The sequence below is a fragment of the Caenimonas aquaedulcis genome, assembly GCF_015831345.1.
Taxonomy (GTDB): domain Bacteria; phylum Pseudomonadota; class Gammaproteobacteria; order Burkholderiales; family Burkholderiaceae_C; genus Ramlibacter; species Ramlibacter aquaedulcis.
Map to the genome: position 1 here is coordinate 176817 of NZ_JADWYS010000001.1, position 22266 is coordinate 199082.

Genomic DNA, 22266 nt, shown 5'->3' on the forward strand with positions numbered 1-22266 from the left:
AATTCTGCGTCCAAAAAGATCCCTCGAACGCCTATCCCCCCGGCCCATAAGTCAACGCACTCGCCCGCCCCCAGAACACCCGGTACATGAAGACCGTGTAGACGATGATCGCCGGGAGCGTGATCGCCACGCCCACGAAGATGAAGATCAGCGACTTCGTCGCGCTCGCGGCCTGCCACACCGTCAGGCGGTCGATCACGATATAGGGATAGAGGCTGTACGCGAGGCCGATGAAGGCGAGCACGAAGATCAGCACCGTGCTGGCGAAGACGATCCATCCATACCCCGCCGCCACGATCTTCGGCTTGGTGATCACCTGGAAGGCCGCGAAGAAGGCCACGGCGCAGGCCACCGGGATCGGCAGCAGGCCCAGGAACTGCGGCATCGCGAACCAGCGCTCGAATACCGTGTGGCTCACGAGCGGCGTCGCGAGCGAGATGCCCACCAGCGTGATGCCCATCGGCCACAGCACGCGCCGCGCCCAATGCACGGCCTTCAGCTGCAGCGTGTCGCCCGTCTTCATGATCAGCCAGCCCGCGCCGAGCATGGCGTAGGCGGTGGGCAGCGTCAGCGCGATGCCGGCGCTGAAGGCCAGCGAGATCGCATCGAAGCCGAAACCCGTCAGGTAGCTCCCAAGCATCCAGCCCTGCGCCATGGCGGTGACGACCGAGCCGAGCGAGAACAGGCGGTTCCACATGTCCTTGCGCGCGGCGCGCGCCTTCACGCGGAAGTCGAAGGACACGCCGCGCAGCGTCAGGCCGAGCAGCATGATCGCGACGGGCAGGTAGAGCGCCGAGAGCACGATGCCGTGCGCCAATGGGAAGGCGATGAGCAGCACGCCGATGCCCAGCACGAGCCAGGTTTCGTTGGCGTCCCAGAACGGGCCGATGCTCGACACCATCACGTCTTTTTCCTCGTCGCTCGCGAAGGGCAGCAGGATGCCGACCCCGAGGTCGTAGCCGTCGAGCACGACATAGGCGAGCAGCGCGAGGCCCATCACCGCCATGAAGAAGAGCGGCAGGGTGTTGTCCCAAGTGAGGTTCATGCTGTGCTCCTTCCGGTTCAGGCCGGGCCGCGAACGGGCGTGGCGGCCTTGGGGCTTTGCGGCGTCTGGGCCGTGGGTTGCGCGGGATGGCCCGTCATGTACATCAGCACCAGGATGTAGGAGACGAGCAGGAAGACATAGGTCGCGAGGTAGGCGATGAGCGTGGACAGCACCATGCCGCTGGGATGGTCCGCGACCAGGTCGGAGGTGCGCAGCATGCCGTAGACGAGGAAGGGCTGGCGGCCGATCTCCGTCACGTACCAGCCGGCGAGCGTGGAAACCCAGCCCGAGAACGTCATCGCGGTCAACACGTGCAACACGCGGCGCGGCACTTCACCCGACGCGCGCGATTTGCGCAGCTGCCACGCGGACCACCACGAGACAAGCAGCATCAGGACGCCCACGCCGACCATGACGCGGAAGGCCCAGAACACCGGCGCGACCGGTGGGTGCGCATTCGGGAACTGGTCCAGGCCTTTCAGTTCGGCGTCGATGTCGTGCGCGAGGATCAGGCTCGCGAGCTTGGGCACCTGGATCGCGTAGTCGGTACGGCCTTCCTTCTCGTTCGGCCAGCCGAACAGGGTGAGCGGGGCGCTCTTCTCGGTGTGCCAGATGCCCTCGATCGCGGCGATCTTTGCCGGCTGGTGTTGCAGGGTGTTGAGCCCGTGCATGTCCCCCGCGACGATCTGCAGCGGGATCGCGATGGCCGCGGCGATCACCGCGGCTCGCAGCGCGCGCGGGGTGCCGCCGTTCGCGGCGCCGCGAAGGATCTGCCAGGCCGACAGCCCAGCGATCAGGAACGAGGCCGTGAGCGTGGAGGCGAGCAGCTTGTGCGCGAGGCGATAGGGAAAGGACGGGTTGAAGATCACTTCGAGCCAGCTCGTCGCGTGGAACTTGCCGTCGATGATCTCGAAGCCCTGCGGCGTCTGCATCCACGAGTTGAGGCTCAGGATCCAGAACGCCGAGAGCGTCGTGCCCGCGGCGACCATGAGCGTGGCCACCATGTGCACGCGGTCCGACACGCGGCCCCGGCCGAAGAGCATCACGCCCAGGAAGGTCGCCTCCAGGAAGAAGGCCGTGAGTACCTCGTAGCCGAGCAGGGGCCCCGCGATATTGCCGGCCTTTTCCATGTAGCCCGGCCAGTTGGTGCCGAACTGGAAGCTCATGGTGATGCCCGACACCACGCCGAGCGCGAAGGTGAGGGCGAATATCTTCGTCCAGAGGTAGTACGCCTCCTCCCAGTCCTGCGCGGCGGCCTTGTCCTTCGCGGCGCCGCGCCGCAGGCGGAAGTACACGAGGAACCAGCACAGCGCGATGTTGATCGTGGGAAACAGGATGTGGAAGCTGATGTTCGCCGCGAACTGGATGCGCGAGAGAAGGAGGGTGTCCATGGTCAGTTCTTCCTGTTGGCGGGCGCCTTGCCCGTCATGCGGTCCTTGAGCTCGAGCACGCGCGTGACGGTCGCGCCCATGCCCATGAGTTGCATCGCGGTTTCCGGCGCGAGCTTCTGCACGTCGTCGAACCAGGTCATCAGGCGGTCGATGAGCTCGTGCATCTCGCGCATGCGCTCCTGCGCGTGGCGGTCGGCATCGTTCGTCGGTTCCTCGAGCAGGGCCATGCGCAGCATCGACTGCGTGGGCTCCACCTCGCGGCGGCGGCGCTCCTCGGCGAGCACGCGGAAGATCTCCCACACGTCGGACGGCGCCTCGAAGTACTCGCGCCGGTCGCCGGGCTGGTGCCGCAGCCGCACGAGCCGCCACGATTGCAGTTCCTTCAGGCCCATGCTCACGTTGGAGCGGGAGAACTCGAGTGCTTCGGCGATCTCGTCCGCGTTGAGCGGGCGGGCGGAGATGAAGATCAGCGCGTAGATCTGGCCGACGGTGCGGTTGATGCCCCAGCGGCTGCCCATCTCGCCGAAGTGAGACACGAACTGGCGCGAGAGCGGCGGCAGGTGGTCTTGCAGGGACATGCGGGCATTGTGGCAGGAATTTCCTGAGTTTTCAGGAATTACTGAAAACTCAACAATGCGGCGGGGTCATGGCTGCCCGGCTTCAGGCCGGGAGCGCCTGTGCCAGCGCGTCCGTGAGGGCGGTGAGCTGTCCCGCGAATTCCCGGTGCGGCGGCTCCAGCTCCGCGATGCCGCGCTGCTCCCGCAAGGCGGTCTCCAGCGCCTGGGCCGAGGCGGCCAGGCCGTCGGCGCCGATGTTCCCGGCCAGTCCCTTGGCGGTGTGGGCGATACGCTCTGCCGTCTGCCAGTCGGCGCGTTCGATGGCGGACCACACCTGCATGGGGCAATCGCGCTGGCTTTGCATGTAGCGCCTGAGCATCGCCAGGTAGAGGGGCTTCTTGTTCATCATCCGGCCCAGGCCCAAGGCCACATTGAGCCCCGGGATGCGCGCGAGCGCGGCGCAGCCGGCGTCCGCGGTTGCCGGAGCGGGCAGCTCGGCCAGTGGCGCAGGCACCGTCGGCGCGGCCCGCGCGCGCTCCAGCCACCTCGTTACGACGGCGGCCAGCCCGACGGGGTCGATCGGCTTGGAGACGAAGTCATTCATGCCGGCATCCAGGCAGCGCTGGCGGTCGCGGTCCATGGCATTGGCGGTCATCGCGATGATCGGCATCTCGGCGAACTGCGCGAGCTTGCGGATCTCGCGCGTGGCCGTGACGCCGTCCATCACCGGCATCTGCATGTCCATCAGCACGAGGGCGTAGGGGCGCTCCTGCACGCGTTCGAGCGCGACGGCGCCGTTGTCCGCGACTTCCACCACGAAACCGGCGTCGCGCAGGATCTCGCAGGCCACGTGCTGGTTGATGTCGTTGTCCTCCACGAGAAGGATGCGCGCGCCTTCGGGCGCCGTGGCCGCCGCGGCCTCCAGCGGCGCCGCCGGTCGCGCCGCGGCCCGCGCGTCGATGCCGACGCGAACCGTGAACCAGAACGTGCTGCCGTGCCCGAGCGCGCTGTGAACGCCGACCTCGCCGCCCATCAGCCGCGCGAGGTCCTTGGAGATGGCGAGGCCCAGCCCCGTGCCGCCGTACTTGCGCGTGGTGGAGCTGTCCGCCTGCTGGAAGCTCTGGAAGAGGCGGCCCTGCTGCTCGGGCGTGAGGCCGATGCCGGTGTCCTCGACCGCGAAGCGCAGCAGCACGTCGCGGGCGCTGCGCTGCTGCACGCGCGCCGAGATCACCACCTGCCCCTTGTCGGTGTACTTGACGGCGTTGTTGACGTAGTTGATGAGGATCTGGCCGATGCGCAGCGAGTCGCCCACCAGGTGGCGCGGCACGTCGGCAGCCACGTCGAACACGAGCGCGAGGCCCTTGGCGCTGCTCTTGTGCCCGACGACGTTCGAGACGTTCTCGAGCAGCCCGTCGAGCCCGAACTGCGCCTGCTCGATCGTGAGCTTGCCGGCCTCGACCTTGGAGAAGTCGAGGATGTCGTTGATGATCCCCAGCAGGTGCTGGCCCGAGGCGTGCACCTTGCCGATGTAGTCGCGCTGGCGCGGGCTCAGGTCCGTCTTGAGCGCGAGGTGGGACATGCCGATGATCGCGTTCATCGGCGTGCGGATCTCGTGGCTCATGTTCGCGAGGAAGTCGCTCTTCATGCGCGTCGCGTCCTCGGCGAGCTCCTTCGCCCGGCGCACTTCCTCCTCGGCCTTCTTGCGGTCGGTGATGTCCCGGCTGATGGCGAGGATGCCCAGCAGCCTGCCGTCGATGTCGCGCAGCGGATTGCGCACCGTCTCGAAGACGGCCTCGTGCCCGCCGGGAAGTGCGATCGTCTCCTCCAGCGTCACCATGGAGAGGCTTCGCAGTGCCTCCTCGTCGCGCGCGCGCACGTCGCGGGCCATCGGCTCCTCGAAGAGTTCTTCGGAGGTGCGGCCGGCGACTTCTTCCATCGTCTTGCCGCGAATCGCCGAGAAGGCCAGGTTGCAGCCGAGGTAATGACCCTCCGGGTCGCGGTAGGAGATCGCGTCGGGGATCGAGTCGATCAGCGCGTGCAGCAGCGCCTGCTGGCGGCGCTTCTCGCGCGAGGCGAGCTTCTGCTCGGTGATGTCCTTGAAGCTCAGGATGTAGATTTCGCGGTCCGACTGCTCGGCCAGCGAGATCGCGGCGTCGACATGGATCAGCCTGCCGTCCTTGCGGCGGTATTGCGTGCGGAACGCGACGGGCTTGCCGGTGCGGCGCAGTTCCGCGTCCAGCGGGATGAGCGCATGGTCGCCGTAGGCGGGATCGACATCGGATAGCGTCTCGCCCACGAGCTCGTCGACGGCGAGGCCCAGCATCTCGCACGCGGCGCGGTTCGCGTACGTCACGCGCCGCGTCTCGCGGTCCACCCAGGCCATGGGCCCGGAGGTTTCCACGACGATGTGGTTGAACATCATCTTCTGCTCGAAGTTCACGCGCTGCGTGACGTCGCGGTAGGCGACGACGCGGCCCACGCTCCTGCCCTGCAGCATCTGCGGACGGCCATGGCGCTCGAAGATGCGTCCGTCGTGCAGTTCCACCACGCTGAAGCTTTCCGCGTCGGCATCGAAGTGCGTGCTGTCCTCGGTGAGCTCGGCGGGGTACTTGACCTGCGCGCACTGCATGGCGAGCAGCTCCTGCGCGCTCAGGTCCGACAGCTTGTCCTCCGGCAGGCTCCACATCGTGACGAAGGAGCGGTTGAAGATGAAGCGGCCTTCGCCGAACAGGTGGGCGCACACGCCGTCGTCCGTCGCATCGAGCGTCGCGAAGAGCAGGGACTGCGTGGCCTGCGCTTCGGCCAGTTTCTCCGTGAGGCGCTGCAGCTGCCGCCCCGCGATGCGCAGTTCCTCGCGCAGCGCCTCCGGCGCTCCCGGCGCGTTGTCGGCCACGGGCGCCTCCTGCAACCCGGGCAGGACCGGCAGGTCCAGGTCGATGTCGACGTCCATGTCCAGCATCCTCAATGCACCCGGTCGGCCATCCCGCGCACTGGCGCCGTCGCGCCGGGGCGCTCGGCGGCCGGCAGCCTGTCGAGGTCCACCAGCACGCGCAGGCCCAGGCGCTCCCACTGGAAGACCTTGCGGCCCGCCGGATCGCCCACCGAGTCGTCGCGCACCGCGAAGGCTTCGACCGGCTGCGCGAAGCCCTTGACGCGGATCGGCACCAGCGCGTCGGCCGCGATCTCGCCCTTCACCTGGTTCCACGTCTCCTTCGAGATCAGGATGCCGCCGGCCGGGGCCGCTTGCTCCAGCCGCGCGGCGAGGTTCACCTCGGCGCCGATGATGGTGTAGTCCATGCGCAGGTCGCTGCCGAAGTTGCCCACGTCGCACAGGCCGGTATTGATGCCGATGCGCACCTGGAAGCTGTTTTCCGAACCCATTTCGCGCCACATCACCTCGAGCTCGGCCATGCGCCGCTGCATGGCGAGGGCCATCTTCACGCACTGGAGGGCGTCTTCCTTCACGCCGCGCGTGTCCGGGTCGCCGAAGAAGATCACCATCGCATCGCCGACGAACTTGTCGAGCGTGCCGCCGTATTCGTGCGCGATCCTGGACATCTCCGAGAAATAGCTGTTGAGCAGGTAGGTGACGTCGTCCGGCTGCCAGGTGGCCGTGGCCGCGGTGAAGTCCTTGATGTCGGAGAAAAACACCGTGAGCTGCTTGCGCTGCGTGCGGATCTCCGCGTCGCGCGATCCGTCGAAAAGCGACTGGTAGACCTGCGGCGCGAGGTAGCGGCCCAGCTTCTCGGAGAGCAGTTGGAGGCGCTGCGAGCTCGCGCTGCGCTCCAGGTGCGACTGCACGCGGGCAAGCACGATGGGCGGGCTGACGGGCTTCGTGATGTAGTCGACCGCGCCCAGGTCGAGCCCGAACTGCTCCTCCTCGATGCTGGTGAGCGCGGTCAGGAAGATGACGGGGATGGAAGCCGTCGCCGCATCCTTGCGCAGGCGGCGCAGCACCTCGTAGCCGTCCATCTCCGGCATCATGATGTCCAGCAGGATGAGGGCGGGGGGCGCGTCGGAAAGCGCGATGGCCAGTGCTTCGGCGCCGCTCCCGGCGGTCTGGACTTCGTACCGGTCGTCCAGCAGCGCGCTCATCAGGAACAGGTTGTCGGGCGTGTCGTCCACCACCAGGATGCGGGCCTTCGGAGCCGGGGCTTTGCGGTTTGCCATCTGCGTCTGCCTTTCAGGAGTCGCCGCCGGCATCGCGCCGCAGCCACCGGGCAATGAGACCATCCGCGCACCCGCGTTGGCTACGGAAAAGCCTCGGCAGGGTTAGGCAAAATGCCTGTGCCTAAAGTGTTAATGCGCCTGCGGTGATCGCGGGATGCCTTGCCGCGCCACGCCGGATCGGCGATACTGTACGAATGAACAGTATGACGGAGCGAAGGGCGCTGGGCGAGGTCCGCATTCCCGTGGAAGCGGTGAAGGGCCGCGGAGCGGCAAGCCGCATCGCACACCGTTTCGAGCGCGACGAGCGCGCCGCATTCGACGACGGCTGGTCCACGCTGGACGACGGCCTCGCGGCCGACAGGGCGCCGGTACGCACCGAGGTGATCTGGGAAGAGGCGCGCAGCGTCATCAGCAGCAACGAATCGCCGGACGTCTACTTCGAGCGGTCGATCAATCCCTACCGCGGATGCGAACACGGCTGCATCTATTGCTACGCGCGGCCGAACCATGCCTACGTGAACCTGTCGCCGGGGCTCGACTTCGAAACCAAGATCATCGCCAAGCGCAACGTCGCGCAGGTGCTGCGGCATGAACTCGGCAAACGCCGTTACGAGCCGAAGCTCATCGCGATCGGCACCTCGACGGATTGCTACCAGCCGCTGGAGCGCGAACTGAAACTCACGCGGTCGGTGATCGAGTTGCTGCACGAAACGAACCACGCGTTTTCGCTGGTCACCAAGTCGAGCGGCGTGGAGCGCGACATCGACCTCATCGCGCCGATGGCCGCGAAGGGGCTCACGGCGATCAACGTGACGATCACCACGCTGGATACGGACTTGATGCGCAAGCTGGAACCACGCGCCGCGGCGCCGCATCGGCGGCTGCGGACGCTGCGCACCCTCGCGGAGAACGGCATCCCGTGCGGCGTGAGCCTCGCGCCGCAGATTCCCTTCCTCACCGACGACATGGAGCAGGTGCTGGAGGCCGCCTGGGACGCCGGGGCGCGCAGCGCCTTCTACCACGTGATTCGCCTGCCCTGGGAGGTGAGCCCGCTGTTTCGCGAATGGCTGCAGGCGCACTACCCGCAGCGGGCCGATCGCGTGATGGCGCGCATCGCGGACATGCGCGGCGGCAAGGACTACGACGCGGACTTCGCGACGCGCATGAAGGGTGTCGGGCCGTGGGCGCAGCTGATCGCGCAGCGCTTCCAGAAAGCCGCGACGCGCATCGGCTTCAACCGCGAACGGGTGGTGCTGGATGAATCGCAATTCCGCCCGCCCGCGCAGGGCGGGCAGGGCGCTCTGTTCTGACGCCTGTGGGAAGGGTCAGAAGCGGTAGGCGTAGCTCGCGCTGAAGTGCGCGTCGGGGCGGTTGCCCGCGGCCTTGTCGCTCAGCACGTTGTCCAGCACGAGGTGAACGCTGTGGTGCTTGTCCAGGCTCTCCCAGTACGCGGTTCCGCCCAGCGACCAGCCCGCCTTGATCGGCTTCGTGTTGAGGTCGTCGCGGTACCGCATGCTGCGCCATGTGGCACTGGCACCGAGCAGCCACTGGCCGGGGATGGACCACTGGCTGTCGATCTGCGCGAAGTGACGCGGGATGAACGGGATCATCAGCCCGCTGTTCGCGCCGGTCTGCTCGGTGCGGTGCCAGGAATAGCGGAAGGCCATCGCGTGCGTGCGGCTGAAGAGCCGGTTGTACGAGATGCCCGCGGAGTCCGAGCGTCCTTCCTGGAACTGCGGCGTGTCTTCGAGCTCGCTCTTCGGCGCGAAGATGTCCGGGCGGTTGCGCAGCGATTCGAGCTGCGTGACCTGGAAGTCGCTGACCGCGGTGTGGCGGCCGCCCAGGCCGTTGTCCACGCGCTCGTGGTCGGCATAGGCGCGCACGAAGCCCGAACCCAGTTCGCCGTCGTACTGCACGCGGCCGCGCTCGTATTTGCCGCCCGCCGAGACGAGGCGGTCGTTCACCGGGATGCCGACCGTGTCCACCGGGCTCAGCGTCGAAGACGACGCGGGCCTGCGCCATTTCTGCCAGGCGAAGCGCACGGCTTGCGAGGGCGCGACCTGCCACTTGAAGCCCAGGCGCGGATTGACTTCGTTGTAGTCACGGTCACCGGAAGTAGGGACGAGCGCCGGCTGGATGCCCGGGATCGCGAGCGTGAGCTGGTCGACGTCGGTGCGGTGCTGCTCGGACTTCTGCCCGAAGACGTCGACTTGCGCCTGGTGCCCGGCGGCGGTCTTGTACAGGGCGGAAGCCCAGACGTCCGTGGCGCGGATGGTGAAGTGCTGCGTGTTGTCCAGGCGGGCGGGGGCGAAGGTCGTGCTCAGGCCCCCATTCTGGTCCTGGTTGGATCGCTCCACGCCCCAGCTCCACTGCAGCCCGATCGCGCTGAACGAATGGCGGAACTGCACATCGTCCTGGTCGACGGTGGAAAAGAAGCTGTCCAGCGTGCCCAGGGGCTTGAAGATGTTGGTGGAGAACGCCGTGTTCAGCGTTGCCGAGATCTCGGGGGAGAACAGGCTGCCGTTCACGCTGTTGTCCTGGCTCCCCTTGCCGCCCTTGAGCCACAACTGGTTTTCAGGGTCGATCTTGAAGTTCAGGCCGACGTCGACCCGCTTTTCGTCCTGGTCCAGGTTGTCGCTCGGGAGCTGCGTGGAGCGCAGCTTGCCGCGCAGCTGCGTGTCGGTGGCGAACGCGAAGAGGCCCAGCTGGTAGGTCGGTCGGGCGCCGAGGCCCAGCGTGAAGTTGCGCGAGCGGCCGGTGCTGTCGTCGGGACGCGCATCCGCCTTCGCGAAATCGCCGCTGATGAAATAGGCCAGCGGCACCGGCGTCGCCGTCATGCCGTTGAAGGTGCCGATCAGCGCGCCTTGCTGCCAGTCGGTGCGCTCGTAGAGCGCCTCCAGGCGCCCGTAGTGGCCGGGGGAGGGGATCAGCGTCGCATCGCGGTTGGACGCGCCGAAGGTGGTCGGCTCGGTGAGGTAGCCCTTGAACAGCTCGGAGTTCTTGTTGAACTTGCCGGTGTAGCGGTCAGCGCGGAACAGGTGGCTGCCGCCCCAGTAGGGCGAATAGGCCTCCGACGCGTAGAAGTCCGCCCACTCCTCGAGGCCGAACGCGGTGAGCGAGCTGCCGACGTTCGCGCTGCCCTTCTGGTTGTTGGCGACCTGGTTCAGCGACTTCAGGTACGGCATGCGTTCCTGCGCGGCGCGCGATTCGGCGATCGCGGCGCCCGGGTCGAGGGCGTCGATCTCCACCATGCCCAGGTACATGTGCGGCACAGGGTCCTTCGCGTCGAGCTCGGCGGCCTTGTGGAAGGCCTCGATCGCGCGCTTGCGCTCGCCGAGCTGGTAGAGCGCGACGCCCGAATACAGCCAGGCGCGCGAATAGCGTGGCTCGATCGCGCCGGCACGCAGGAAGTCGTCCAGCGCTTCGCTGGTCTGGCCGGCCTTCAGCTTGTTGATGCCCAGGGCCGTGAGCGCCTGGTAGTTGGAGGGTTCGCGCGCGAGCACCGATTCGAGGAGCTGGCGGCCCTGCGGCAGGTTGCCCGCGAAGGTTTCCGTCGCCGCGAGTTCGGCCTGCACGCGGCCGTTCTGCGGGCTGCGGCGCAAGGCCTCGCCCAGCGCGCTGCGCGCGGCGCCGACCTGTTCGCGCTCGGACGCGATGAGGCCGACGCCATACCAGGCGTCGACGTTGTCCGGCTGGTCCCGCAGGATCGCCTGGTAGGAGGCGCGGGCTCGCGCCGCGTCGCCCTGCAGGATGGCGAGGTCGCCTTCGGCCAGCTGGAGTTCCACGTTGCGCGGGTTCTGGCGAAGGCCGGAGGCCACGAGGGCCTGGGCGGCGTCGATGCGGTCCTGGCGGGCAAGAACCTGCGCGAGCAGGGCCACCGCACGCGGGTCGCCGCTGCCGTCGCGGGCGTGGGGCGTCAGCACGCGCTGGGCGGCGTCGAGATCGCCGCGCTGCAGCATCAGGTCGGCCAGCAGGACCGCGGAGCCCGCATCGCTGCCCGCCGCGGGGGCGAGTGCGGCTTCTGCGCCCGAGTACTCCCCGGCGTCGATGCGCCGGATGATGGGCGCGAGGCGCTGCGCGTCGTTGCCGGCCCAGCGCTGCGGCTGCGGACGCCACGAGGAGACCCACTGCACGCGGCTGGATGGATTCACCAGGACAAACTTCACGGGCGCGCTGCCTTCGCGCGACACTGCCGCTTCGCCGCTGGCCACGGTGACGGCGCCCTGCGGGTTGCTCATCTCCACCACGCCCGAGAGCACGACGAGCTGCGTGCTGCCGTCCGGCTGGATCTCCACTTCCCAGTCGGTGCCGCGGATACCGATGGTCGCGGTGGGCGTCGTGAGGCGAATGCGTTCGCCGGTTTCGCCGCGCACCGAAGGCGGGCGCGCCAGGCTCCAGATGCGCCCGCTCACGAGCCGCAGGACCGAGACGACGAGGCCCGATTGCTGCTGCTGCGAGCCGACCTCGAGCTGGCTGTTCTGGTTCAGGCGCACCTGCGAGCGATCGGGCATCACGAGCGCCATCTGGCTGTCGCCCAAAGTGCGCACGATCGCGCCGGGCGCGAGCTTTTCGCTCGCGGCGACGGGCACCCAGGCGGCGTTGGGCGACTCGCGTCGCTCGCCCTTGCCTACGAGGTACACGACTTCGGTGCGCTCGGTCGCCGCTTGCGCGGGGCGGGCGGCACCGAATGCCGCGGAGAGCGCAACGACGAGCGCGAGAAGCGGCGTCGCGGGCGCGCGGGCGCCCAGGCTGGTGCGAATTTGACACAGTCTCATGATTGATTCCCGCCTCCGGCCGTGGGTGGCCTAAAAATTTTCCCAAGCGTAGTCGAAATCGGATCAACTGGCGAAGGAAGTATTTCCGCTTTCGCCGGATGGCTCTTGTTGCCTGTTGGCGGTAGCATCCGGGGACGCAGGAGCAAATCATGGACTTCACGGGGACTAACGGCAACGACACGCTGACGGGCGGCGCGACGGACGACACCATCAACGGGCTGGACGGCAACGACGTCCTGTCCGGTGCCGGGGGCAACGACTCGATCAACGCCGGCGCGGACAACGACAAGCTGTCGGGCGATGCGGGCAACGACACGCTGCAGGGCGGCGGCGGCGACGACGACCTGGACGGCGGCACGGGCAACGATATCCTGTACGGCGGCAAGGGCGCCGACAAGATCGACGGCGGCGCGGGCATCGACACCGCCGACTACACGGGATCCTTCAACGACACGACGATCGACCTCGCGGGCGGCGCGGCCAACGACGGCATGGGCTTCCTGGACGTGCTCTCGAACATCGAGAACGTCGTCGGCAGCCCGCACAACGACCTCATCACCGGCGACGACGGGCCCAACGTGATCGCTCCCGGGCTCGGCAACGACACGGTCGACGCCGGCGGCGGATTGGACACGCTCTCCTACGACAGCGCGACCCAGGGCGTCACGGTGGACCTGATCGCCGGGACGGCGACGGGCGCTTCCATCGGAAACGACACGGTGCTCGATTTCGAAGCCGTCATCGGGACGGCGCAGGACGACGTGATCGTCCTGCCGAACGGCGTCGATGGCGCCACCGCCGAGGGCCGGGGCGGCAACGACTCCCTGACCGGCGGCGACGGCAAGGACCTCCTGTGGGGCGGCAGCGGCAACGACACCCTCGCGGGCGGGGCGGGCTACGACATCCTGAACCTCAATGAAGCGGCAGTCACGGGCGGCCCGGCGCAGACCGGCCTCGGCGTGACGGTGAACCTCTCGACCGGCATCGTGACGGACCTGTGGGGCAACACGGACCACATCTCGGGCTTCGAGGAAATCCGCGGATCGGCTTTCGCGGACGTGATGACGGGCGGCGCGGGCAACGACATCTTCGTCGGCGCCGGCGGCTCCGACACGATCGACGGCGGCGCGGGCTTCGACCGTGTCAGCTATGCGACGAGCACGTCGGCGGTCAAGGTGCTCCTGGGCGGCACCGTCAGCAGCGGCCTGATCCAGGATGGTTTGGGCGGCTCGGACATCGTGAACAACGTCGAGGAAGTGCAGGGCTCAGCGTTTGCCGACACCCTGCGCGGCAGCGACACCGGCGCCTTCGAATCCTTCGAGGGCCTCGCCGGCAACGACACCATCAACGGCTTCGGCGGTGTCGACCGCGCGAGCTATGCAAGCTCCACGGCCGGCGTGAACGCCGACCTCGGTGCCGGCACGGCCTCGGACGGCTGGGGCGGCACCGATACGCTGCAGGCCGTCGAGCAGGTCCTCGGCTCGGCCTTCAACGACACCCTCACCGGCGGTAGCGGCAACGACACGCTGGAAGGCGGCCTGGGCAACGACGTCATCGACGGCGGCGCGGGCAACGACGTCGCGGTCTTCTCCGCGGCGTTCGACCAGTACACCATCACCTACGACACGGCCACCACCGACTTCCTGGTGGTCGGGCCGGACGGCACGGACACGCTGCGCAACATCGAGACCCTGCGCTTCGCCGACATCGACTACACGCTGGTCCGCGGTACGGAACATGCCGATACGCTGACCGGTAGCGACGGCGACGACGCGATCTACGGCGGCGGCGGCTCGGACGACCTGGCCGGCGGCGGCGGCGACGACGTGCTGGACGGCGGCGAAGGCGCCGACACGATGGTCGGCGGTGCGGGCAACGACACCTACATCGTCGACGACAACGGCGACGTGGTGGTGGAAGCCGGCGACTCCTTCAGCCGCGCGAACGGATCGCAATCCGCGGTCCACACGCAGGACATCGGCTCGAGCATCGACAAGGTCATCGCGAGCATCAGCTACACGCTGGGCAATTTCGTCGAGAACCTGCAGCTCGCCGGCTCGACCAACCTGACGGGCTCGGGCAACTCACTGGACAACGTGCTGACCGGCAATGCCGGCGGCAACGTGATGCGCGGCCTGGCCGGCAACGACGTGATCGACGGCGCGGCCGGCGTGGACGTCGCGGGCTTCACGGGCACCCGCGCCCAGTACGCGCTGTCGGAAACGGATGGCGGCTTCCTCGTCAACGGCACGGCGACGGGCGAAGGCACGGACTCGCTCAAGAACGTGGAGCGCCTCGAATTCGCGGACGCGAAGCTCGCCATCGACCTCGAAGGCAACGCGGGCCAGGTGGCCAAGCTGCTCGGCGCGATCTTCGGCGCATCCTTCGTGGCGAACCAGGGCTACGTGGGCATCGGCCTGCACTACGCGGACGAGGGCATGACCTACGACCAGCTCGCGCAACTCGCGCTCGACGCCCGCCTGGGCCCCGGCGCGAGCAATGGCGACATCGTGGACCTGCTCTATACGAACGTGGCGGGCATGGCGCCGGATGCGGCCACGAAGGCGCACTTCGTGTCGCTGCTGGACGACCATACGTACACGCCGGCGACCATCGGCATCCTGGCCGCGGACATCAGCTACAACCTGTCGAACATCAATTTCACAGGCCTCGAACAGAACGGCCTGGCGTACGCCTGACGGAAGGCGGAGCCCCGAAGTCCCGGGGCCTCAGCCGAGGCCGTTATAGAGCGCGGAAGCGGTGGCTGCGAAGACCACCGCCGCGCTCGCCATCCCGACCAGGTTCGAGCGAAGCTGCCGGGGCCCGGGCAGCCGCCTGACCGGCGCGTTCCAGACCCACACCAGCGGCACGACCACGAGCAGCGCGAGCAGCGCGGACACCTGCCAGCGCAGCAGGCTGGCCCATGAGGGCAGCAACCCATGCGTGAGATGGCTGTCGATGAGCGATGCGTCCAGCGATGGGGGGCCGTTCCAGCGCGCCACGGCGGCCAGCGCGGCGACCACGAGGATCAGGGTTGCCGCGGGCTTGAGCGTGGCGTACCACCCGAACAGGCTCAGGGCCACTGCGCAGCCGGATGCGACCACCGTGCCCAGCAGCAGGGCATGCAGCATCGCGAGGCCGAGGGGCGCCCCGGCGACCGCGCGCCACAACGGGACGTTGCAGGCGAAGCCGGCCCACAGGCTCGCACCCAACACCACCCAACCCGGATGCAGGGTGGCGCGCGATCGCCCCGGCGACAGCAGCGACGAGTAGCCGGTGGACCGGAACAGCTTGAGGGACATGCGCGCATTCTGCCCGCATCCTCCCCCTGGCGAATCACGCGCTGAAGAAGTTCTTCAGGCGGTCGGCCCAGCTCTCCTCGGTGGGCGAGTGCTTGGCGCCGCCCTTCTTCAGGGACTCGTCCAGTTCCTTGAGCAGCTTGCGCTGGTGCTCGGTGAGCTTCACGGGCGTCTCCACCGCCACGTGGCAGTACAGGTCGCCGGGGTAGCTGGAACGCACGCCCTTGATGCCCTTGCCGCGCAGCCGGAACTGCTTGCCGGCCTGCGTGCCTTCGGGGATGTCGATCGCGGCCTTGCCCGCGAGCGTCGGCACCTCGATCTCGCCGCCGAGGGCAGCCCGCGTGAAGCTGATCGGGACGACGCAGTGCAGGTCGTCGCCTTCGCGCTCGAAGATGTCGTGCTTCTTCAGGCGGATCTCGATGTAGAGGTCCCCCGGCGGCCCGCCGTTGGTGCCCGGCTCGCCGTTGCCGGCGCTGCGGATGCGCATGCCGTCGTCGATGCCGGCGGGGATCTTCACCTCGAGCGTCTTCTGCTTCTTCACCTTGCCCTGCCCGTGGCAGGTGGTGCAGGGCTCGGGAATGATCTTGCCCGTGCCCCGGCAATGCGGGCAGGTCTGCTGTACCGAGAAGAAGCCCTGGCGCATCTGCACGACGCCCTGGCCGTGGCAGGTGGAACATTGCTTGGCCTGCGTGCCGGGCTTGGCGCCGCTGCCATGGCAGGTCTCGCAGGATTCCCAGGACGGGATGCGGATCTGCGCTTCCTTGCCGTTGGCCGCTTCCTCGAGCGTCACTTCCATCGCGTAGGAGAGGTCGCTGCCGCGGTAGACCTGGCGCCCGCCGCCGCGCGCGCCGCCCGGCCCCGCGCGGCCCTGCCCGAAGATATCCCCGAAGATGTCGCCGAAGGCCTCCGCGAAGCCGCCGAAGCCTTCCGCGCCCGGCCCGCCGCGCATGTTCGGGTCGACGCCGGCATGCCCGTACTGGTCGTACGCGGCGCGCTTCTCGGCGCTGGACAGCATCTCGTAGGCTTCCTTGGCCTCCTTGAACTTGGCCTCGGCGTTCTTGTCCTCGCCCTGGTTGCGGTCAGGGTGGAACTTCATCGCCATCTTGCGATAAGCCTTCTTGATTTCCTCCTCGCTGGCGTTCTTGGGAACGCCGAGGACTTCGTAGTAGTCTCTTTTGGTGGCCATGAATGTTGTTTGCTACAGCGGTGTCTTCAAGCAGAAACGCCGCGTTGAGGATTCCGGGACGGAATCGCTCGAACGCGGCGAGTCAATGCGGCGCTACGCGTCCGCCATCAACCTTTCTTCACTTCCTTGACTTCGGCGTCGACCACATTGTCGTCGGCCGGTTTGGAAGCCGAAGCCTCCGGGCCCGCCCCGGCGCCCGGCGCGCCGCCCGCCGCCTGCGCGGCCTGCTGCGCCTGCATGTCGGCGTACATCTTCTCGCCGAGCTTCTGGCTCACGGCCATCAGCGCGTTGGTCTTTTCCTCGATCGCGGACTTGTCCTCGCCCTTGAGCGCTTCCTCGGTTTCCTTCAGCGCGGCCTCGATCTTTTCCTTCTCGCCGGCCTCGAGCTTGTCGCCGTATTCGGTGAGGCTCTTCCTGACCGAGTGGACCGTCGCCTCGCCCTGGTTCTTCGCCTGGACGATCTCGAGCTTCTTCTTGTCCTCGGCGGCGTTAAGCTCGGCGTCCTTCACCATCTTCTGGATTTCCTCCTCGGAGATGCCCGAGTTGGCCTTGATGGTGATCTTGTTTTCCTTGCCCGTCGCCTTGTCCTTGGCGCTCACGTGCAGGATGCCGTTCGCGTCGATGTCGAAGGTGACCTCGATCTGCGGCATGCCGCGCGGGGACGGCGGGATGCCTTCGAGGTTGAACTCGCCCAGGCTCTTGTTGCCCGAGGCCATCTCGCGCTCGCCCTGGTAGACCTTGATCGTTACAGCCGGCTGGTTGTCGTCGGCGGTGGAGAAGGTCTGCGCGAACTTGGTCGGGATGGTCGTGTTCTTCTGGATCATCTTGGTCATGACCCCGCCCAGCGTCTCGATGCCGAGCGACAGGGGCGTCACGTCCAGCAGCAGCACGTCCTTGCGGTCGCCGCCCAGCACCTGGCCCTGGATCGCGGCGCCGACGGCCACGGCCTCGTCGGGATTCACGTCCTTGCGGGCTTCCTTGCCGAACAGCTCCTTGACCTTTTCCTGCACCTTGGGCATGCGGGTCTGGCCGCCGACCAGGATCACGTCATGGATGTCGCCAATGGACACGCCGGCGTCCTTCATGGCCATGCGGCAGGGCGCGACCGTGCGCTCGATCAGCTCCTCGACCAGGCTTTCCAGCTTGGCGCGCGTGAGCTTGATGTTCAGGTGGCGCGGGCCGTTGGCGTCGGCCGTGATATAGGGCAGGTTGATGTCGGTCTGCGAGTTGCTCGACAGCTCGATCTTGGCCTTCTCCGCGGCTTCCTTCAGGCGCTGCAGCGCGAGGACGTCCTTGGACAGGTCCACGCCCTGGTCCTTCTTGAACTCACCGATGATGTGGTCGATGATGCGCTGGTCGAAGTCCTCGCCGCCCAGGAAGGTGTCGCCGTTGGTGGAGAGCACTTCGAACTGCTTCTCGCCGTCGACGTCCGCGATCTCGATGATGGACACGTCGAAGGTGCCGCCGCCGAGGTCGTACACGGCGATCTTGCGGTCGCCCTTTTCCTGCTTGTCCAGGCCGAAGGCGAGGGCCGCGGCGGTGGGCTCGTTGATGATGCGCTTGACGTCCAGGCCCGCGATGCGGCCGGCGTCCTTGGTGGCCTGGCGCTGGCTGTCGTTGAAGTACGCGGGCACCGTGATCACAGCCTCGGTCACCGGCTCGCCGAGGTAGTCCTCGGCGGTCTTCTTCATCTTGCGCAGCACTTCCGCGGAGATCTGCGGGGGCGCCATCTTCTTGCCGCGCACTTCCACCCACGCGTCGCCGTTATCGGCCTTCGCGATGGTGTAGGGCATGAGGTTGATGTCCTTCTGGACTTCCTTTTCCTCGAACTTGCGGCCGATCAGGCGCTTGACGGCGTACAGGGTGTTCTTGGCGTTGGTGACGGCCTGGCGCTTGGCGGAGGCGCCGACGAGGATCTCACCGTCCTCCTGGTAGGCGACGATGGACGGCGTGGTGCGCGCGCCTTCGCTGTTCTCGATGACCTTGGGCGTGTTGCCCTCCATCACGGCTACGCACGAATTCGTGGTCCCGAGGTCGATGCCGATGATTCTTCCCATGGTGGTTCTCCTTGCTTTCGCGGCCTCGCGGCCAATTCAGATTCGATGTGGGTTACTTGTGGATAAGCTGTGGCGTTTCAAGCGCGCGACGGGCTGCTATTTCGGCGCCGTGACGGTCACCAGCGCGGGGCGCAGCACACGGTCCGCGATCAGGTAGCCCTTCTGCAGGACGGACACCACGGTGTTCGCTTCCTGTGTGGATCCTGGGGGCGGCGGGACCATGGAAATGGCCTGGTGCTGGTGCGGGTCGAACTTCGTGCCCGCGGCCGGGTCGATCTGGACGACCTTGTTGCGCTCCAGCGTGCTCTTCAATTGTCGCAACGTGGCTTCCGCGCCTTCCTTGATCTGCTCGGGCGTGGCGTCCTTGTGGGCGAGCCCGGCTTCCAGGCTGTCGGCGACGGCCAGCAGGCTCTCCGCGAAACTTTCCACCGCGAACTTGCGGGCCTTGGCCATTTCCTCGTCGGCGCGGCGGCGGGTGTTCTGGGCTTCCGCATGGGCACGCAGCACCTGCTCCGCGAGGTCCGCGTTCTTGGCTTGCAACGTCGCCAGCTGGGCCTGGGCCGCGGCCAGCGCGTCCGCGTCGTCCGCGGCCTGCGCTGCCTCGCGCTCTTCAGGGCTCATGTCGGCGAGCGGGTCGCCCTCGGTCGGGGGGGTGGAAGTTGTCTCGGGCATCTCGTTCGGGTTCTGTTCGGACATGGTGGCTGGGTTGCGGATAAACAATGCTGCGCAGCAGCTTGGGTCCTCTTGGCCCTTTTCAAGGGAGGGAAATAAGGATCAGCTAAGAAAGTTTCGCGGCGTCCCCGTGCGCCGCATGGGCCGTCCATCCGTCGGCCCAGCGCTGCAGCGGCTTGAGCACGCGGATGAGCGCCTTGCCCTCGGAGGTGAGGGCGTATCCCGCCCCGGACAACGCAACGACCTGCGCGGCCCGCAATTCCTTGAGCCGCGAGTTGAGCACCGAGGGGGACATGTCGTCCGCGCCGGCGCGCAGCACGCGAAAGCTCTGCGGATGCCCGTCACGCAACTCCCAGAGCAGGCGCAGGCTGCCGCGGCGGCCGAGCAGGTCCAGGAGGGCCATCACCGGGCGGCCCGTGCGCGATCCGCGGACGGGCTTTCCGGGCAGGGGCGGCGAGGCTTTCATGGCGCGCGATTCTAGCGGCCGGTCCTGTCCCACGGGCGACTGACGCTACGCAAAGCGTAGCGGTACAGTGAGTTCGCTACGGAACGCGTAGCGCATCGACGAGCCTTGACCATGAACCCGCCCCGCATCGAACCCCTCTCGCCGCCCTACACGCCGGAACTCGACGCGCTCCTCGCGCGCATGACGCCGCCGGGCGCGCCTTCCATCCTCGCGCTGTTCCGCGTCATGGCGCACAACCCCGAACTCGCCGCCCGTGCCACGGGCTGGGGCGGCTACCTGCTCGGCCGCAAGGCCACGTTGACGCTGCGCGACCGCGAGGTGGTGATCGACCGCGTCTGCGCGTTGTGCGGCGCAGCGTACGAGTGGGGGGTGCACGTCGCCGCCTTCGCCGAAGCCGCGGGGTTTTCGCCGCGGGAGACCGCCGCGATCGCGGACCCGCACGCCGACCCGGCCGTGCTGGGCGCGCGCGACAGGCTGCTCGTGCGCCTCGTCGACGAGCTCCACGTCACGTCCCATGTGGGCGACGCGCTGTGGGAAGAACTCGCGGCCGAATGGTCCCCGGCGCAGCTCGTGGAACTCCTGATGCTCGCGGGCTGGTACCGCGCGATCAGCTACGTCTGCAATGCCGCCCGCGTGCCGCCGGAGCCGTGGGCGGCGCGGTGGGCCCACGCCTGATTCCACACGCTGGGCGCGCCCCATCCATCCCTCCGAAACCGCGTTTCGTCGCACCCGGACCGGCCCGGCCTTGACCCGGGGCGACGCGGGCACGTATCGTGCCCGGATGTCCTTCGCCCTCCCCACCCTCGGCGCCGGTTCCCGGACGCCGGCGCGGCCGCCGCTGCGCCGCGTGCTGCTGCCCCGGCGCCGGCAGCTCCTCACGGTCGTGGTCGTCGCGCTGCTGGTGGCGGGCGCGCTGCGGCCGTTCGCCCACAACCCGTACATCGAGCTCGCCGGCGAGACACTCTTCGTCGGGCTCATGCTGCTCTTCGCCTTCAACGCCGCCGGGCAATGGCGCCAGGACGCCGTCCCGCGCTGGCTGGTGCAGGTCATCGCCATCGCCGTCGCCGCGATGCTCTCCCCGCTGATCGTGCAGCTGCTCACCTTCGGCGGCGACTTCTCCGCCTTCCTCGGTTCCAGGGGCCACGTGCGCGGCTACGTACTCGTGATGACGGTCGCGGTGATCATCGGCACGCTGGTCGCGCTGGGCGCGCTCTACAGCGAGCGCGACGCGCAGGCCCGCGCGCAGGCCCTGCAGTTCGCGCTGGAGAAGGAAACGCTGCAGCGCCAGGCGGCGGACGCACGCCTGCACCTCATGACGGCGCAGATCCAGCCGCACTTCCTCTTCAACACCCTGGCCAACGTGCAGGAACTGGTGGAAAGCGGCTCGCCGCGCGCCGCGCCGGTTTTTCGCAGCCTCATCGACTACCTGTGCGCCGCGATGCCGCGCCTGTCGCAGGAGGACGCGACGCTCGCTGACGAGGAGCGCCTCGTGCGCGCCTACCTCGACCTCATGCAGATGCGCATGCCCGACCGCCTGAGCTATCGCGTGGACATCGACCCCGAAGTCGCGCTGATGCACTTCCCGCCCATGGCCCTGCTCACGCTCGTGGAAAACGCGATCCGGCACGGGATCGACCCGGGCTGCGAAGCCGGCAGCGTGGAAGTCGGGGCGCGCCGTGAACTCGATGGGAGCGTCCACCTTTGGGTGTCGGACACCGGCGTGGGCCTGTCCGACGAGGCGGGGGAGGGCACGGGCCTCGCCAACCTCAACGCGCGGCTGGCGGCCTTCTTCGGCGAGGGCGCGCGGGTGGAGCTCAGCGAACACGCGCCGCACGGCGTGCGGGCGGACATCCGCGTGCACATGCGGGCGTGAAGGACGCGATGGCCACCGCCCTCATCGCCGACGACGAGCCTCTGCTGCGCGAGCGCCTGGCCGCGCTGCTCGGCAACCTCTGGCCCGAACTCGAGATCGTCGCGCAGGCGCGCAACGGCCGCGAGGCGGTCGAGCTGTTCGAGGACGCGCAGCCCGAAGTCGCCTTCCTGGACGTGCACATGCCCGGCATGAACGGGATCGAGGTGGCGCGCTGCATCGGCCGGCGCGCGCAGCTCGTGTTCGTCACCGCGTTCGACAAGTACGCGGTTCAGGCCTTCGAGCAGGGCGCCATCGACTACGTGGTCAAACCCATCGGCGAGCAGCGGCTGGCCGAAACGGTGCAGCGCCTGCGCGAGCGCGTGGCCTCGCCCGGGCGCGACACGCCGCAATGGGAAGCGACGCTGGAGAAGATGGCGGCGCAGTTGCGGGAGCGTATGGCGCCGAAGCCGGGACTCAAATGGATCAAGGCGTCGGTCGGCGCGACCGTGAAGCTGATCCCGGTCGAGCAGGTGATCTACCTCAAGTCCGACAACAAGTACACGCTGGTCGTGTGGGACGGCGGCGAGGCGCTCATCCGCAAGACGATCCGGGAACTTGCCGACGAGCTCGACGCGTCACGCTTCACGCAGGTCCATCGCTCGGCGATCGTGTGCATGGATCGGGTGAGCCACTTCACGCATGGGCCGGGCGATTCGGGAGAGCTGCACCTGAAGGGGCGCAGCGAGCGACTCACGGTGAGCCGCAGCTATCTGCACTTGTTCCAGCAGATGTAGGC

General features: G+C 68.0%; 16 protein-coding genes. 5 read left to right on the top strand and 11 right to left on the bottom strand.

Annotated elements, in window-relative coordinates; all coding sequences use genetic code 11:
* Positions 1–31: 31 nt before the first annotated feature.
* The 5 genes from I5803_RS00800 to I5803_RS00820 form a co-directional block, all read right to left on the bottom strand.
* Positions 32–1045 (bottom strand): cytochrome d ubiquinol oxidase subunit II, encoded by a 1014-nt coding sequence (locus tag I5803_RS00800; RefSeq protein ID WP_196984527.1) that lies wholly within the window; start codon positions 1043–1045, stop codon positions 32–34.
* 17 nt (positions 1046–1062) lie between these two features.
* Positions 1063–2436: a cytochrome ubiquinol oxidase subunit I gene (locus I5803_RS00805; RefSeq protein ID WP_196984528.1), complete on the bottom strand. Its 1374-nt coding sequence runs from the start codon at positions 2434–2436 to the stop codon at positions 1063–1065.
* A 2-nt stretch (positions 2437–2438) separates the two neighbouring features.
* Positions 2439–3014 (bottom strand): GbsR/MarR family transcriptional regulator, encoded by a 576-nt coding sequence (locus tag I5803_RS00810; RefSeq protein WP_196984529.1) that lies wholly within the window; start codon positions 3012–3014, stop codon positions 2439–2441.
* A gap of 82 nt (positions 3015–3096) precedes the next feature.
* On the bottom strand, positions 3097–5943 hold the full coding sequence (locus I5803_RS00815; protein WP_196984530.1) for a PAS domain-containing hybrid sensor histidine kinase/response regulator: 2847 nt from the start codon (positions 5941–5943) through the stop codon (positions 3097–3099).
* 11 nt (positions 5944–5954) lie between these two features.
* Entirely contained in the window at positions 5955–7163 is a 1209-nt protein-coding gene (locus tag I5803_RS00820; RefSeq protein WP_196984531.1) for an adenylate/guanylate cyclase domain-containing protein, read from the bottom strand.
* A gap of 221 nt (positions 7164–7384) precedes the next feature.
* On the opposite strand from I5803_RS00820, the gene I5803_RS00825 reads away from it, so the two are divergent.
* Positions 7385–8473, top strand: a complete 1089-nt coding sequence (locus I5803_RS00825) for a PA0069 family radical SAM protein (RefSeq protein ID WP_196988416.1) — start codon at positions 7385–7387, stop codon at positions 8471–8473.
* 15 nt (positions 8474–8488) lie between these two features.
* Here I5803_RS00825 and I5803_RS00830 read toward each other — a convergent pair whose 3' ends face one another.
* Positions 8489–11938 (bottom strand): tetratricopeptide repeat protein, encoded by a 3450-nt coding sequence (locus I5803_RS00830; RefSeq protein WP_196984532.1) that lies wholly within the window; start codon positions 11936–11938, stop codon positions 8489–8491.
* A gap of 149 nt (positions 11939–12087) precedes the next feature.
* Between I5803_RS00830 and I5803_RS00835 the strand changes: the two genes are divergently transcribed.
* A complete protein-coding gene (locus I5803_RS00835) occupies positions 12088–14637 on the top strand; it encodes a calcium-binding protein (protein ID WP_196984533.1) in 2550 nt (849 codons plus the stop codon).
* 30 nt (positions 14638–14667) lie between these two features.
* Here the strand turns inward: I5803_RS00835 and I5803_RS00840 are convergent, their stop codons facing one another.
* The 5 genes from I5803_RS00840 to I5803_RS00860 all read right to left on the bottom strand — a co-directional run bounded on the left by I5803_RS00840 (position 14668) and on the right by I5803_RS00860 (position 19618).
* Positions 14668–15240, bottom strand: a complete 573-nt coding sequence (locus I5803_RS00840; RefSeq protein WP_196984534.1) for a phosphoethanolamine transferase domain-containing protein — start codon at positions 15238–15240, stop codon at positions 14668–14670.
* A 34-nt stretch (positions 15241–15274) separates the two neighbouring features.
* A complete protein-coding gene (gene dnaJ / locus I5803_RS00845) occupies positions 15275–16423 on the bottom strand; it encodes a molecular chaperone DnaJ (RefSeq protein ID WP_196984535.1) in 1149 nt (382 codons plus the stop codon).
* 107 nt (positions 16424–16530) lie between these two features.
* On the bottom strand, positions 16531–18480 hold the full coding sequence (gene dnaK, locus I5803_RS00850; protein ID WP_196984536.1) for a molecular chaperone DnaK: 1950 nt from the start codon (positions 18478–18480) through the stop codon (positions 16531–16533).
* 96 nt (positions 18481–18576) lie between these two features.
* Positions 18577–19176 carry a nucleotide exchange factor GrpE gene (gene grpE / locus I5803_RS00855; protein ID WP_196984537.1) on the bottom strand — a complete coding sequence of 200 codons (600 nt, stop codon included), beginning with the start codon at positions 19174–19176 and terminating at the stop codon, positions 18577–18579.
* A gap of 82 nt (positions 19177–19258) precedes the next feature.
* Positions 19259–19618 carry a winged helix-turn-helix transcriptional regulator gene (locus tag I5803_RS00860; RefSeq protein ID WP_196984538.1) on the bottom strand — a complete coding sequence of 120 codons (360 nt, stop codon included), beginning with the start codon at positions 19616–19618 and terminating at the stop codon, positions 19259–19261.
* A gap of 111 nt (positions 19619–19729) precedes the next feature.
* Here I5803_RS00860 and I5803_RS00865 point away from each other — a divergent pair, with 111 nt between their 5' ends.
* From I5803_RS00865 to I5803_RS00875, 3 genes are all read left to right on the top strand, one after another.
* A complete protein-coding gene (locus I5803_RS00865; protein ID WP_196984539.1) occupies positions 19730–20293 on the top strand; it encodes a carboxymuconolactone decarboxylase family protein in 564 nt (187 codons plus the stop codon).
* Between the two features lie 106 nt (positions 20294–20399).
* Positions 20400–21491 (top strand): sensor histidine kinase, encoded by a 1092-nt coding sequence (locus I5803_RS00870; RefSeq protein ID WP_196984540.1) that lies wholly within the window; start codon positions 20400–20402, stop codon positions 21489–21491.
* A gap of 8 nt (positions 21492–21499) precedes the next feature.
* Positions 21500–22264: a LytR/AlgR family response regulator transcription factor gene (locus I5803_RS00875; RefSeq protein WP_196984541.1), complete on the top strand. Its 765-nt coding sequence runs from the start codon at positions 21500–21502 to the stop codon at positions 22262–22264.
* Positions 22265–22266 lie beyond the last annotated feature (2 nt).

Excerpts from the sequence above, each read along its gene's own strand:
- I5803_RS00875 (WP_196984541.1), top strand. The coding sequence starts at position 21,500 with ATGGCCACCGCCCTCATCGCCGACGACGAGCCTCTGCTGCGCGAGCGC.
- I5803_RS00815 (WP_196984530.1), bottom strand. The coding sequence starts at position 5,943 with ATGGACGTCGACATCGACCTGGACCTGCCGGTCCTGCCCGGGTTGCAG.
- I5803_RS00865 (WP_196984539.1), top strand. The coding sequence starts at position 19,730 with ATGAACCCGCCCCGCATCGAACCCCTCTCGCCGCCCTACACGCCGGAA.
- I5803_RS00820 (WP_196984531.1), bottom strand. The coding sequence starts at position 7,163 with ATGGCAAACCGCAAAGCCCCGGCTCCGAAGGCCCGCATCCTGGTGGTG.
- I5803_RS00870 (WP_196984540.1), top strand. The coding sequence starts at position 20,400 with ATGTCCTTCGCCCTCCCCACCCTCGGCGCCGGTTCCCGGACGCCGGCG.
- I5803_RS00805 (WP_196984528.1), bottom strand. The coding sequence starts at position 2,436 with ATGGACACCCTCCTTCTCTCGCGCATCCAGTTCGCGGCGAACATCAGC.
- grpE (WP_196984537.1), bottom strand. The coding sequence starts at position 19,176 with ATGTCCGAACAGAACCCGAACGAGATGCCCGAGACAACTTCCACCCCC.
- I5803_RS00860 (WP_196984538.1), bottom strand. The coding sequence starts at position 19,618 with ATGAAAGCCTCGCCGCCCCTGCCCGGAAAGCCCGTCCGCGGATCGCGC.
- I5803_RS00830 (WP_196984532.1), bottom strand. The coding sequence starts at position 11,938 with ATGAGACTGTGTCAAATTCGCACCAGCCTGGGCGCCCGCGCGCCCGCG.
- dnaJ (WP_196984535.1), bottom strand. The coding sequence starts at position 16,423 with ATGGCCACCAAAAGAGACTACTACGAAGTCCTCGGCGTTCCCAAGAAC.
- I5803_RS00800 (WP_196984527.1), bottom strand. The coding sequence starts at position 1,045 with ATGAACCTCACTTGGGACAACACCCTGCCGCTCTTCTTCATGGCGGTG.
- I5803_RS00835 (WP_196984533.1), top strand. The coding sequence starts at position 12,088 with ATGGACTTCACGGGGACTAACGGCAACGACACGCTGACGGGCGGCGCG.
- dnaK (WP_196984536.1), bottom strand. The coding sequence starts at position 18,480 with ATGGGAAGAATCATCGGCATCGACCTCGGGACCACGAATTCGTGCGTA.
- I5803_RS00810 (WP_196984529.1), bottom strand. The coding sequence starts at position 3,014 with ATGTCCCTGCAAGACCACCTGCCGCCGCTCTCGCGCCAGTTCGTGTCT.
- I5803_RS00840 (WP_196984534.1), bottom strand. The coding sequence starts at position 15,240 with ATGTCCCTCAAGCTGTTCCGGTCCACCGGCTACTCGTCGCTGCTGTCG.